This window comes from Rhizobium sp. BR 362, from assembly GCF_036528765.1.
Taxonomy (GTDB): Bacteria; Pseudomonadota; Alphaproteobacteria; order Rhizobiales; family Rhizobiaceae; genus Rhizobium.
Genome location: NZ_JARWGH010000049.1, coordinates 1 through 12,377, shown reverse-complemented (window position 1 = coordinate 12,377; position 12,377 = coordinate 1). Strand labels below are relative to the sequence as shown.

The following is a 12,377-nucleotide window of genomic DNA, read 5'->3' as shown; positions in this document are numbered from 1 at the left end:
GCCGTCCGATTCATGCTTTTTACATGAGGCTCCTTTCTTGGCACACTATCGGCCGCGCATCGTAGTTATCGGCGCAGGGATCATTGGTTCAGCGATAACCTACAATCTCGCCATTCGAGGCGCGGACGTCCTACTCATTGATCAAGGCTCGATGCCCGGTTCCGGCGTGACAGGTCGAGCGTTCGGTTGGATCAACATTATCAACGGAGTGCCGGGCAACAGCAGCTATGCCCTCTGGCGCGAGGCAGTCGCTGAGTATCGAAGCCTGAAAGATGCGCTGCCAACGGCCTTTTCCCGCGCTCGTTCCGGCTCACTGTTGTGGAAGACTACAGCACAAGAAACCGAGCAGTTCGCAGAACTTCACCGGAATGCCGGGGAGCGCATTGAACTGCTGAAACGAAGCGCCTTACAGAAACTGGAACCACGCCTCCGCCAAGTTCCGGACCTTGCCGCCTTCTCGCCGGATGATCTGGCTCTCGACCCAATGCAGCTTGCTGGAGACTTGGTAACTGCTGCAGCTGCCGCTGGTGCCTGGACGCGTTTCGGCGCGGCCGTCAGTGCCATCGACACCGTCAGTGGCAAGGTCTCCGGGATACGGGTAGCGGATGAGAGGACCGCCGCCGACATTGTCGTTGTGGCAGCGGGCGCCGGTGTTCACACGCTGACTCGGGGTTCAAACAGGCCTGACGACGTCTCCGGCTTTGCTTCTCCGCTACGTCTGTGATCGGCCCATCATCAACCATATCCTGCGTGGCCCGCGACTGGAGGTCAGGCAGGCCAGCGACCGCACGCTGCTCGTCGCGAAGTCTTACGTTGACAATGGAGACGAGAACGGCCCTCGACTCATCGGCGAGAAAATGTTGGCTGTGATGAAGGACGTGCTGGACTTGCCCGACGAGCTTAGACTGAAAAAATGCACAAATCGGCGATCGTCCGGTTTTTGCCGACGGCTTACCGCGTCTCGGATTCCTCCCGGAGATCAGTAGTATCTATCTCGCAGTCGGCCACCCCGGCGTCATCCTGGCACCCTTGATTGGCCGTCTAACCGCAGAAGAGATACTCGAAGGCAGGAGCGCGAACTCGACACCGGCCTCACTCGAATGAACATTTAGCAGGCGCGCGAAAATCCACATCTGATGCTGCGCGCGCTCTACCGTATATCCTTGCCCCTTTAAATGATGTTCAGGGGCCGTTAAGCACCAAGCGAAAAATCCAGCACTCAAACTTCACCTAGCGATTTCACCCTGAGCCGGCGAGGATCCTTTCAAAGGCCTGACGCTTTGGTGAGATTGACGCGGAAGCGGTCGCGCCGTCGTTGATATTTCCGGGTCATTACCGCGCTGGCATGCCCGAGCTGCTTTTGGACATAACGCTCGTCGACCTCGGCCGAGGAGGCGAGACCGGCGTGCAGCGAATGGCCGGAGAATTTTCCGGCTCGCTCTGCCTAGCTGAGATCGCCGCGCATGCCGGCGGCCAGTGCCGCCGTCTCGACGAGGCGGGCCACCTGCTTGTCCGTCAGCCGATCGGCGCCGACATCCTTGCCTTGGCCAGTGACGCGGCGGAAGAGGGGACCATGAGCGATCCGCGCCATTTTCAACCATGTCAGCAGCGCGACCACCGGGCAGGTCGCATCCGAGGAACCGCGGCCGATCTCGACCTCGCGCCAGCCGGTCTTGCCGCGCAATGTCAGCAGCAGCCCGTTGTCAAAGACCTCGACCCAGCCTGAAGAACCCTCGATCTGGTCGCGTGCAACATCCAGCCAGACGAGTTCCGAGCGCCGCAATCCACCAGCAAAGCCGATCAGCAGCATGGCGCGATCGCGCAAGCCGCGTAGCGATCCGCGGTCCAGCGTCTCGAGCATGGCCAACAGATCTTCGGGAAGGATCGCTTCCTTCTGCCGCGGCGGGGTGGCGTGGGTGTTGCGAATGCCGGCGAGCACCGTGGCAATATGCCGATCCTTGCGATCGAGTTTTTGGCCACCACGCTGGGCGTAATTCCAGCCCAAGGAGGACAGCCGGCGCTCGATGGTCGAGACGCTGTTCCGCTTTCCGCCACGTGTAGCCGTGCCAACGGCCCCCCTGACGCGCAGGCGGTGATGTAGAGGCCGACGACCTGCGGATCGGGCGGGAGCGGGCTAAGATTTTGCCTGCGGCACCAGGCGGAAAAATGCTTCCAGTCGCTGGCATAGGCTTTGCGGGTGTTGGCGGAACTGGCGGCGTCGATACAGGTGCGGGCACGATCGGTCAGATCCTGCAGATGCGCGGATAGGCCGGAGGCTGGCGGCGCCAGAGGCGACACCGCGGCAGGGGAGGGGACGCTATCCGGGAGGTTATTGTCGAGGTCCGTGTCGCCGGTCATCACGCCGCCTCGATATCGGTCTGGGCAAAATCCTGGCCGATGAACAGCAGCGCGTCGTCGGCGCGTTTGCCAAGGCATAGGAGAAGCAGTCGGCAAAATCAAGCGCTGCCGGATGCCGACCCTTGCCATAGGTCATCCAGCCCTCCGTCGCCAGATCGACGAGGTCGGCGTCGACCGTGATGATGTCGGCCTCGATTTTTTTAAGCCAGAGATCGACCTCGGCGAGCGCATGCTCGCCCTTGCGGCTAACCAGCACCATGCGGGCTTCGAGGACGCAGGTGGCTGGGACCAGGCGGATCGGATTCATCTCCGCGCAAGCGACTTGTTGGTTATGCACGTGTATCCACGCAGGATCAGCTTCATGATGCCCAGGTCGACGAGCTGCGTGCAGCCGGCTGCGATCGCATCTAGCAGGAACATGGCTCGGGGGCATCGCGAGCACGACCGGTGCTCGCAAAGATTCTGAAAGAGCTCTGCGCCGGCGACGTGCTGGTCGTCGTGCGCCTCGATCGCCTGGCCCGACCGGTCAGCCATCTTCTGCAGGTGATCGAGGATCTTGAGGGGAGGGGGATTCATTTCAGGTCGCTCCGCGATCCGATCGACACCTCCACACCGCAGGGCATGTTTTCCTTGCAGGTGCTCGGCGCCGTCGCCCAGCTCGAAAGAGCGCTGATCTCCGAACGTACGAAGGCGGGCATGAAAGCTGCCAAAGCGCGAGGCAAGCTCGCTGGCAATCCAGGACTACGGGAGCGCCGGCCGGAAGCCAGGCGCGCTGTTTCGAAGGCGCGCCAAAAGGCATACCTCGACGAGCTCGTCTCTTCAGCGCAAACTTGGTTGTCAACTGTGCGGCAGCTCCGGCCTCAGCACAGTTGGGAGAACGTGGTGCGAATCCTCAATCGCCGCGGCTACGAATGGACCGTTGAGCGGCTGCGCCGTGCGGTCCATAGCATGGTCCGTGAAAAACTGGCGGAACCGGAACTGCTAGCCCGCTCTCCACGCCGCGCTCCGCAGGACCATCTGATGACGCTTGTCGCTGCGATCTCGATCGCGGATCCCGATCTGTCGCTCCGCGACATTGCAGCGCAACTGGATCAGAGGGGAACGACCCGCGCGTGGTGGACGAAAATGGCAGCCACCGTCCGTCAGGGCACTGTTGGACGAAGCGCACCGGTTCGGCCTTATTAGCAGATAATCCTGGCTCGTTCTTCCTGTCTGCTTTTAATTGAGCCAGCATGCTGACCTCGATCTCGCGTATACGCGGCCGAGATATACTTTGTGTATATACCTCCTGGAGGCCAGATAATGTCACGAACCAACATCTTTCAATCAAACCGAACCCAGGCAGTCCGTCTGTCAAAAGATGTCGCTTTTCCCGACAATGTGAAGGAAGTGGCAATTCTGCGAGATGGCAACCGCCGTGTAATTGTACCAGCCAACAGCATCTGGGATGATTTTTTTGATGCGCCCGGTGTTGATCTCGGCGAGCGGAATCAACCTGCAGCACAGGTCAGGGAAAGTTTCTGACATGTTGCGCTATATGCTCGATACCATTTTGTGCATCAGGCTCCTTCGTGACAGGCCGAAAGGCTTTCGCGATCGTTTCAATGAAAATGCAGACGCACTTTGCATTTCAACAATCATCCTGAACGAGCTTCTGTATCGCGCCGAAAAATCTGCCGATCCCGTGAAGCATCGTTCCAATGTCGAGAATTTTGCTGCCCGTCTCGTAATTCTCCAGTTTGACGAGGCTGCCGCCGCTCATGCAGCGAATATTCGAGCAGTTTTAGAGCGAAAGGGACAAATGATTGGCGGTTACGATGTACTTATCGCCGGACACGCCAGAAGTGCCGGGCTTTCAATCATAACCGGGAACCTGCGTGAATTCACACGTGTTGACGGGTTGATCGCTGAAGATTGGCGTCCCGAAAATCCACGCTCCAATTGAGTTCGGTCGGTCCCATAGCGGGCAAGGAGTTATAAATCTGCCGGGAGAGCAACCCCCGAATTCAGCTTACCGCGGGGGCGGGCCACGCTCACCCCGTGAACATATGGTCTATTCCGGCCGCCTGAAAGCGGCGATGATGCTAAGGATATTATTGTTGATGGGTACATGAGCGACCCGCTTAAATCAGCGATCGTTTGCCACGACACGTCCGCTGCTTTCGCAATACAGCGCTGATCGACTTACCGGTCCGATAATCCAGTCGATGTTTGCCGGGAAAGGCGTTGCAATCAGGCTGATATCACTGCTCCGGATCGCGCCGTGCTCGTTTCACGTTGCGATGGCGCGATCAACGGGGTCCAAATCTGCGTGCCAACGCTACCCCCGCGAGCCGCCGCATCTTGCAATTCCGCTCTATGCGAGCTACATGTGGTTACGTAACCACGAGTGTTGGAGGCTTGCCATGACCGTCACCACGCTTTCAGGACGAGAACTCAATCAGGACCTTGGCCGCGCAAAGCGCGCCACCAAGGACGGACCCGTGATCATCACCGACAGGGGACGGCCGGCGCATGTCCTCTTGTCGTTCGACGAGTACAAGCGGCTTACCGGAAAGATGCGGACGCTCGGCGACATGCTGGCAGCGCCTGGAGCTGAAGATGTTGACTTGCCGCTGCCGCAGCGCACGGAACATGCCCAGCCGGTCGACCTGTCCTGATGCTGTTGCTCGATACCAATGTCGTGTCCGAACTGCGCAAAGTCGCGAGCGGCAAGGCCGATCCCAACGTCGTGGTCTGGAACGAAACCCTCGATCCGGCGGAGACCTTCATTTCCTCCGTTGTCCTGCACGAACTGGAGATTGGCGTTCGGTTGGCGGAGCATAACGATGCCGCCGCCGGAAAGGTGCTGCGCAACTGGCTGGAAAATGCCGTTCTCATGGCGTTTTCCGGCCGCATCCTGCCCCTGGATGAGGCGGCGGCTGTTAAGGCGGCGAAATGGCATGTGCCAAATCCCAAGCCGATCAATGACGCCTATATTGCGGCGACAGCCTTCACCCGTCGGATGACGCTGGTCACGCGCAATATCAAGAATTTCGAGGGCATGGGTGTCGCGCTCGTGAATCCTTGGGATATGCCGACATAAAAATCGTCTGGGTCATCTGATTGCATCTCGACCCGTTTTTCCACTCGCAACGGCATGACTGCGATCGCCAAGCGGAGGAACCCTCATCAGGACACTTCAACTTTGCGGCTATATGCTGTCAAAGCTGAATAGGGCTGCGACGGTCGTGGCCAGATAGAGATGCGACGACAGGGTCTTGTGTCGCTTGGCACCTAATTGTAAGAATGCGGCGGTTTGGTTCAGGAGACCGGTAATTTCTCTGGGGTCAAGCGACACGCAGCAGAAGTGGCTTCGGTTTGAAGACTGGTGGCGCGTTCGGTTCGGGCCTCGGAAAGGTATCCGCAACCGGTCACGAAGATTGCCGTTGAGCTCGGCCGACCGGACCTGCATCAGCATATGCGCACCGTGAAGGGACTAGCTCATTTGCTGCTTTTTCACCATCCGCTTGCTGACGAGCGAGTTCACCGCTGACTCGGCGAGGGTAGTGGCGACTCGAAGGCCGGCTCGATAGCGCTTTCCGAATTTTGTCATCGCGCTGCGGTTGGATCGGACATAGGTCAGAAGCTGCGTGCCAAGCGTGTGAAGGCGTGCGATCGAGAAGTCGGCGTTTTCCTGCAAGTGCTTCAGCCTCGAGAGAAGCCTCTGCAGGTCGTGGATCGTGCGATCAATCCGCCCGTGCCACAGGCGCCATTTCAGGGCTCTGATTTCCCTGCCGATCGAAGGCAAAAATTTCAGTGAAATCGGTTAGGGATCGAGCAGCGTGATCGGCGATCTGCTGCATGGGCTGGATCTTCATGGCAATGTGAAACCAGTCGATGATGTGGGTTATCGGTTTCGGCATGGCGCGGGGAAACCGCGTCAGGATGTCGGCGCCGTCCGAAATTACCGTCACATCGCCAAAGCCCGCGATATCCGACTTCCTTAAGAGCATGAAGAGCGCGATCGCGGATTGCATGTTGCTCGGTGCTGCTGGTGACGAAATAGCGACCGCCGTTTTCACCTCGTCCACCACGGCCGCATCTGGCCACCACGAGTTCGAAATTTCGCGCTGAATTGGGTTCGGCGCTGCGAACATGGGCCGTATCGATGCTGATGACAAACTCTTTGCGCCGATCGCCAGAAGCTGCATCTCAAGTTGGTGTCTTTCATCCGCTTGCCCCCTCGCGCGCCATATTTCCGGGAGGGTCTGGTCGTGGAGCCGTTCGCCAATCTTGATGGTGCGCTTGCGCACATTCGCGTGCATCTCTGTGGGATCAGTGGGCAGAAAATCGGCTAGCACCTTTGCCGCCTGCCGATATGGCATCGTGCTCCCCAGCCGCGCCGTCAATTCCATCAGCTCGGGCGTCGCTCGATCGGGACAAATTTCCTTCAGCGGCGCGCAGGCAGCAATCATGCCGGATAGCAATCTCGGCACAACATCCAGCGAGGATTGCGCACCTCTACCGTCCTGAACACGGTTCGGAGCCGGAACAGGCAGTAGGTCTCTGCCTCGTGGGCGACGACCGCGCTTTGCAACGCCTGCCATGATCTTCTTGCCGTCATTGGTCGAGAAGCCAATTTCTCCGTCGAACAGGCGCTCCCAGCTCTTGTCGATACGAACTTCTTTCCGGCAGGTGTCGGCAAATTCGTTGTTCCCTTCAATCGTAATCGTCCATTCCCCCGCCAATGTCGCCTCCTTTATTAAAGCGATGGTCATGGACCGCTGGGGCTTAATAACCTGTATGCGACCCCAGAGAAGTTACCGGTCTCTCCAAATCGAATTATCAAATTAAAACGGTTCAGGAAGCCTCCTCCGCAGCCTTCAATCCGCTTCCGTCGCTATTCAATCGTATCAATACGCCTGCCGTATCTCTCCTCTTGCGGCAGGCATTTTTCGTTTGCCTTAAGACGGTGGTATTGGTCATGATTACCGGCGGCCACTCTTTTGGCGTATCGCAGGCACAGGTCGTCGGTTCGGATCCCAATCAAGGCGGGCATTGCTTCGCAGCAAACAATACCCTATATGTAGGCATGTTCCTACATGGAGGCTGCTATGAGCATCACGAGTTTATCTAGCCGGGAGTTGAACCACGACGTGAGTAGGGCAAAGAAGGCCGCCAACAAAGGACCTGTCGTTATCACGGATCGCGGGAAGCCGTCCCATGTGTTGATGACCTACAGCGAGTTCGAGCGCCTGACCGGCAAGCGCCGCAATCTTGTCGATGCTCTTTCAATGCCCGGTTTATCAGTCATCGAGTTCGATCCGCCCCGAGCCGAAATTGCACCTCGCGGAGTCGATCTGTCTTGAAATATCTGCTGGATACAAACGTCGTCTCCGAGCTGCGTAAAGGCGGAGACGGTAAAGCTGATCCGAATGTGACGAAGTGGGTCGGTGCTCAAGATTCCAGCGACCTATTCATTTCTGCGATTACGATTCTAGAACTTGAGCGCGGGATATTAAGCATCCAGCGTCGAGACGCTTCCCAAGGTTCTCGCCTGCGGGCATGGATGGACAGCCGTGTTCGTCCTGAGTTCGCGGAGCGAGTTCTGTCAATCGATGACGCGATAGCAACGCGTTGTGCCCACTTACATATTCCAGATCGCCGCAACGAAGCCGATGCCTTGATAGCGGCGACCGCGCTGGTTCACGGTTTAACTGTCGTCACACGGAATGTTCAAGATTTCGATGGTACGGGCGTCATCGTCGTCGATCCATGGCGCGCATGACATCTGGCGCGTCGGTACTCGCGAGCCGATGTCTTTTTCGGGGAGCCCTTGGTGTTGCCTCAGCCACTTTGCCAGGATCGTAGGTCGAAGGTTCATTTCCGTTCAGGGCGTTACCACCTACCACATTTTGCCAACAGGTGCTTGATTGCGTAGCCGACACGGAACCGATTACGCACGTCGATGGTTGCACTACAAGCTGTAGGTCCACTCTGCCTCGCCTGTGATCTCCCAACGCTTCAGAGCCTAGCCGCGGCACATGTGATATTCGCCATATTGGGTTTCGCCGCTGAGCGCCCGATCGAATTCCAAGAGATTCTGCCCGACGGTGAGAAGCTTGAACCGATGAGCGGTAGGCGCACAAAATAAGAAGAGCCGAAGACGATCCGGCCCTTTCAACCCCTTAGATCTCTAACAAACCGCTTACCAAGTCTGCCGGCCATACCAGTCGTCGACATCGGTTGTAACGCGGTCCTTTTCTAGGCCGTAGCGTTCCTGGATTTTGCCTTCGAGCTGGTCGCGCTTGCCGGCGATTTGGTCCAAGTCGTCGTCGGTCAGCTTGCCCCACTGTTCCTTGACCTTGCCCTTCATCTGCTTCCAATTCCCTTCGACGCGGCTCCAGTCCATAATCAATCTCCTTTCGTGGATGAACAGACAACGATCAAGTGCCCGGAATTGTTTCGGCTGCACACACACACAGCTTCGCTGAGCGGCGTTTCCGTGTTGGTCATCACAAAATTTGCGCCGATCCTCGTTAACAGGGGAGCATCGAGGAAAGCCGTGGATGGGTTTGACGCAACGAATTCGATCGTTAGGCTGGAGGCCGACGAAGCGGATCGAATGGTCCTCCAGTGAAATCTCCAGCATTCTCGGCATCATCGACGAAATCGCCTTCGTGCCGGCGATGCCGGCAAGGGTTTTGCCGTCGTCGCACAGGAAGTGCGAACTTGCTCAACGCTCTGCCCAAGGCGCAAGGGAGATCAAAGCGCTGATCAAGACTTCTTCTGACCCCGTTACCGAGGGTGTCACTGTCGTTCGCGGAACACGGCTCCTCTCTCGCGACGATCATTGAACAGGTCTGCAGCATCGGAACTTGCGTATGTTCGGATAGTCCATAAGGCTGCAATTCTGATATGTTTATATATATATTCTATCGCATCAATACGATTTTTTATATCAGAATTGCGTTACACTCTAGATTTCTCTATATATTATCCTGAATTGACCGCCTTGTGCGATACGAGATAATGATATGGCCTATAAAACGGAGCACATAACGCAGCAGCTGCGCGCTGTGCGCGAAGCGCAGAAAATGAGCCAGCGCGAGCTGAGCGCACGATCGGGCCTGACGCAAAGCCATATTTCTCAGATAGAACGGGGCAGCATGGAGCCCGGACTTGGCAGCCTAGTGGATGTGGCGCGCGCGCTCGACCTCGAAATCGTCCTTGCCCCAAAAAAACTGATGCCGGCGATCCGCAACATCCTCGATAGCGCGCCGGCATCGAGCGATGTTCTGACATCCGACCAGCGCAAACTGGTGAGGCGCCTCGAGCGGTGGTCTGCGCAGCACAGGGGCGCATTCGGTAGTGCTTCCGAAGCAGATACATTCAAAGATAGCCTTGCGCTCTTAAGGCATCTTCCTCTGTCGGCCGAGGAGATGGACTCATTCAAAGAGGCGACTGCACGCCTCGACCGGTGGCAGGCCGATCCTCCGTCCCGTCAGGAACTGAGCAGGATCGCACATGCCGTAAGACACCTACGCAACGGCGCGGTGCACCGCGACCGTGACGACGCGGTCCCTCGCTCGGCCTATGCGCTGGATGAGGAAGACGATAATGCCTAAGATCACGGTCCTCGATGTCAGACTGTATGGGCAACCGGTAGCGACCCTTACAAACCTGCAGGACGGGCGCACCATCTTCGCGTTCAACGATGCTTATATCGAAGACGAGAAGCGACCGACGCTTAGCCTATCTCTGAAAGACCCGTTCGGGGCGCTCATTACGAAGTTCAGGCCCTACAACATGGTGGTCCCTCCCTTCTTCTCGAACGTATTGCCGGAAGGACCGTTGCGCAAATACCTCGCTGGTCGTGCGGGTGTGAAGCCGTCGCGGGAATTTTTCCTGCTCTGGATGCTCGGCCGCGACCTGCCTGGGGCTGTGACGGTGCATCCCTCCGAAGGGGATGACGTGCCTCCGGATGACGGGCGGGCTACCGTTGAAGCTCGGCCGAACGCGCTACGCTTTTCGTTGGCGGGCGTGCAGCTGAAATTCTCGGCCTTTAAGAACGACAATCGGGGCGGTGGCTTGACCATTCCGGCCGAGGGCACGGGTGGCTCGTGGATCGTGAAGCTGCCCTCTCAGCAATATAGCGGCGTGCCCGAGAACGAGTTCGCGATGATGACCATCGCCCGCATGATGGGGATGGACGTGCCGGAAATCCAGCTGGTTGATCTCGATGCGGTGAGCGGCCTGCCGCAAGGGGTGGGCGAGCTGCACGGGCAGGCGCTGGCGATCAAGCGTTTTGACCGCACGTCGGAGGGACCGGTGCATATCGAGGATTTTGCGCAAGTCTTCGGCGTCTTTCCCGACCATAAATACGATAAGGGCAATTACCGGATGATCGGCCGCGTGCTGGGGATCGAAACCAGCACGGCCGACATTGCGGAATTCATTCGGCGTCTAGTCTTCAGCACGCTAATCGGCAATGGTGACATGCACCTGAAGAACTGGTCGCTTATCTATCCTGATCGGCGCACCCCTGCGCTCTCGCCAGCGTATGACCTGTTGTCGACTATCCCATACATCGAGGGGGAAGATGCGGCGGCGCTCAATTTCTCCCGCACAAAAAAGATGGCGGCGCTGTCGAAGGACGAGCTGGCGCATCTGGCTGCGAAAGCGGAGCTTTCCGAGAAGCTGGTGATCGACACCGCGCGAGATACGGTTGAACGTTTTAGGGCGGTATGGAACGCGGAAAAGAAGAACCTGCCGATGGCAGCCAAGATCGCCGACACGATCGATACGCACGCACCAACGGTCGAGCTGTACCGCGAGTTCGCGAAGTAGTGGCTCGCAGCTCGGCTCTCAACTTATCGAGCCTTGCTGCATATTCAAGGCGTTAGGCCATCCAAACAGGATGACCGTTGGTTCGATTCCCTTTCAAGGCGAGAAAGCTCATTCGATGTAGTGCTGGAGCCACATGCGCTTCGCTTCCTCGCTGCGCCCAGAAAGGCAGGTGGAACCGGCACCGTGAGCAGAAATTGACTCGAGGCGAGTTTTGCGATCCGCGCTACTCGCCTACTTTGGAAAGCAATTCGTTAAGCTGCTCCAACTGCTCCGGCATGCGGTCGCCAAGCCCTGTAGTGCTTCCGCAAGCGCCTCCTTGGACGGATAGACTTCGTGGAAGATCGGAAGTGTCTTTCCGCCTTCGTCCTGAAAGGTCACGGTTGTGATGGCGCCCTCTTCACCCTTGTCGTTGGTCCAGACGATGCGCTCGTTCGGCACTACCTTAAGATAATTGCCGTAGAAGACCATGTTGTCCGAACCGCCTGCACCGACTTCCAGCCGATACTTGCCGCCGGTACGGACGTCAATAGCGCACGATACGAGCGAAACGCCGGACAGCGATTTTGGCACCCACCAGCGCTGGAACAGCTCGGGCTGGCTTCACGCCATGTAAACCGTCCTCGGCGGTGCATGAATTGCCGCTGTGCCAGCCACGGCGAGCGCCTTGAACATTGCGTCGGTCTCGCTAGTTCTCTCGTATCAACAAGGCGAGAAAAATGACTACAAGCCCCCGCGATGGAGACTTCCGCATGCTTTCGGAAGCAATCCAGGCATGGTACCGCTACGACGAAGTCGAGCCAGGAGGAAGCGCTGGCCGAGAGCCTTAAGCGCGTGAGAGCCTTCGGCATCGCGGCGCGCGCCGGAGCGATCCGGCCGCACACCCAGCCGGTCATGGACAGAAAGGCCCGACCACACTTGGTTCGTAGAGCGCAGACATGCTGCGCGGGCAGCTTCGGAACGCGGATCGTCGGGGGTCCGCAATGAAACGAAACGCGGATATCAAGGCCTTGCTGCCGCTCTACCTCGTAACCTTCATCGGCTTTTGTGGCTACTCTTTGATGATTACGCTGTTCATCCCGATGTTGATGGGAGACAATGGCTTTCTCGACCCGGGCACGACGGCTGGCCAACGCAGCGCGGTTATCGGGGTCCTCCTTGCAATTTACCCGCTCGGACAATTTCTGGGG

Annotated in this window: 11 protein-coding genes and 6 pseudogenes; 12 read left to right on the top strand and 5 right to left on the bottom strand. The window is 57.9% G+C overall.

Going from position 1 to position 12,377, the window contains the following annotated elements; all coding sequences use genetic code 11:
- The first annotated feature begins 37 nt into the window (after nucleotides 1-37).
- Nucleotides 38-724 (top strand): NAD(P)/FAD-dependent oxidoreductase, encoded by a 687-nt coding sequence (locus QDY28_RS28650; RefSeq protein WP_331384644.1) that lies wholly within the window; start codon nucleotides 38-40, stop codon nucleotides 722-724.
- Between the two features lie 540 nt (nucleotides 725-1,264).
- Here QDY28_RS28650 and QDY28_RS28645 read toward each other — a convergent pair.
- Nucleotides 1,265-2,358 (bottom strand): annotated as a pseudogene (locus tag QDY28_RS28645) (site-specific integrase).
- Nucleotides 2,358-2,662 (bottom strand): annotated as a pseudogene (locus tag QDY28_RS28640) (PIN domain-containing protein); the annotation flags it as partial. The pseudogenes QDY28_RS28640 and QDY28_RS28645, both read right to left, overlap by 1 nt.
- Here QDY28_RS28640 and QDY28_RS28635 point away from each other — a divergent pair.
- The 5 genes and pseudogenes from QDY28_RS28635 to QDY28_RS28615 all read left to right on the top strand — a co-directional run bounded on the left by QDY28_RS28635 (nucleotide 2,641) and on the right by QDY28_RS28615 (nucleotide 5,443).
- Nucleotides 2,641-3,550, top strand: a pseudogene (locus tag QDY28_RS28635) (recombinase family protein). The pseudogenes QDY28_RS28640 and QDY28_RS28635 overlap by 22 nt on opposite strands.
- 110 nt (nucleotides 3,551-3,660) lie before the next feature.
- Nucleotides 3,661-3,882, top strand: coding sequence for a type II toxin-antitoxin system VapB family antitoxin (gene vapB / locus QDY28_RS28630; protein WP_331384643.1), 222 nt, complete (start codon nucleotides 3,661-3,663; stop codon nucleotides 3,880-3,882).
- A gap of 1 nt (nucleotide 3,883) precedes the next feature.
- Nucleotides 3,884-4,303, top strand: a complete 420-nt coding sequence (gene vapC, locus QDY28_RS28625; RefSeq protein WP_331384642.1) for a tRNA(fMet)-specific endonuclease VapC — start codon at nucleotides 3,884-3,886, stop codon at nucleotides 4,301-4,303.
- A 460-nt stretch (nucleotides 4,304-4,763) separates the two neighbouring features.
- On the top strand, nucleotides 4,764-5,018 hold the full coding sequence (locus QDY28_RS28620) for a type II toxin-antitoxin system Phd/YefM family antitoxin (RefSeq protein WP_331384641.1): 255 nt from the start codon (nucleotides 4,764-4,766) through the stop codon (nucleotides 5,016-5,018).
- Nucleotides 5,018-5,443, top strand: coding sequence for a type II toxin-antitoxin system VapC family toxin (locus QDY28_RS28615; RefSeq protein WP_331384640.1), 426 nt, complete (start codon nucleotides 5,018-5,020; stop codon nucleotides 5,441-5,443). Before QDY28_RS28620 ends, QDY28_RS28615 begins: the two co-directional genes overlap by 1 nt.
- A gap of 321 nt (nucleotides 5,444-5,764) precedes the next feature.
- On the opposite strand, the pseudogene QDY28_RS28610 reads toward QDY28_RS28615, so the two are convergent.
- Nucleotides 5,765-7,118, bottom strand: a pseudogene (locus QDY28_RS28610) (ISKra4-like element ISMet1 family transposase); the annotation flags it as partial.
- A gap of 336 nt (nucleotides 7,119-7,454) precedes the next feature.
- On the opposite strand from QDY28_RS28610, the gene QDY28_RS28605 reads away from it, so the two are divergent.
- Both QDY28_RS28605 and QDY28_RS28600 read left to right on the top strand, forming a co-directional pair.
- Complete coding sequence (locus QDY28_RS28605; protein ID WP_331384639.1) at nucleotides 7,455-7,709, top strand: type II toxin-antitoxin system Phd/YefM family antitoxin; 255 nt, start codon at nucleotides 7,455-7,457, stop codon at nucleotides 7,707-7,709.
- Nucleotides 7,706-8,128, top strand: a complete 423-nt coding sequence (locus tag QDY28_RS28600; RefSeq protein WP_331384638.1) for a type II toxin-antitoxin system VapC family toxin — start codon at nucleotides 7,706-7,708, stop codon at nucleotides 8,126-8,128. The genes QDY28_RS28605 and QDY28_RS28600 overlap by 4 nt, the downstream gene beginning before the upstream one ends.
- 420 nt (nucleotides 8,129-8,548) lie before the next feature.
- On the opposite strand, the gene QDY28_RS28595 is transcribed toward QDY28_RS28600, so the two are convergent.
- Nucleotides 8,549-8,752, bottom strand: coding sequence for a CsbD family protein (locus QDY28_RS28595; RefSeq protein ID WP_331384637.1), 204 nt, complete (start codon nucleotides 8,750-8,752; stop codon nucleotides 8,549-8,551).
- A gap of 205 nt (nucleotides 8,753-8,957) precedes the next feature.
- Between QDY28_RS28595 and QDY28_RS28590 the strand changes: the two are divergent.
- From QDY28_RS28590 to QDY28_RS28580, 3 genes and pseudogenes are all read left to right on the top strand, one after another.
- Nucleotides 8,958-9,243: pseudogene (locus tag QDY28_RS28590) on the top strand (methyl-accepting chemotaxis protein); the annotation flags it as partial.
- A 134-nt stretch (nucleotides 9,244-9,377) separates the two neighbouring features.
- On the top strand, nucleotides 9,378-9,968 hold the full coding sequence (locus tag QDY28_RS28585; protein ID WP_331384636.1) for a helix-turn-helix domain-containing protein: 591 nt from the start codon (nucleotides 9,378-9,380) through the stop codon (nucleotides 9,966-9,968).
- On the top strand, nucleotides 9,961-11,190 hold the full coding sequence (locus tag QDY28_RS28580; RefSeq protein WP_331384635.1) for a type II toxin-antitoxin system HipA family toxin: 1,230 nt from the start codon (nucleotides 9,961-9,963) through the stop codon (nucleotides 11,188-11,190). The genes QDY28_RS28585 and QDY28_RS28580 overlap by 8 nt, the downstream gene beginning before the upstream one ends.
- A gap of 223 nt (nucleotides 11,191-11,413) precedes the next feature.
- Here QDY28_RS28580 and QDY28_RS28575 read toward each other — a convergent pair.
- Nucleotides 11,414-11,835 (bottom strand): annotated as a pseudogene (locus QDY28_RS28575) (SRPBCC domain-containing protein); the annotation flags it as partial.
- 335 nt (nucleotides 11,836-12,170) lie between these two features.
- On the opposite strand from QDY28_RS28575, the gene QDY28_RS28570 reads away from it, so the two are divergent.
- Nucleotides 12,171-12,377: hypothetical protein (locus tag QDY28_RS28570; protein WP_331384634.1), on the top strand; the 207-nt coding region annotated here is incomplete at its 3' end.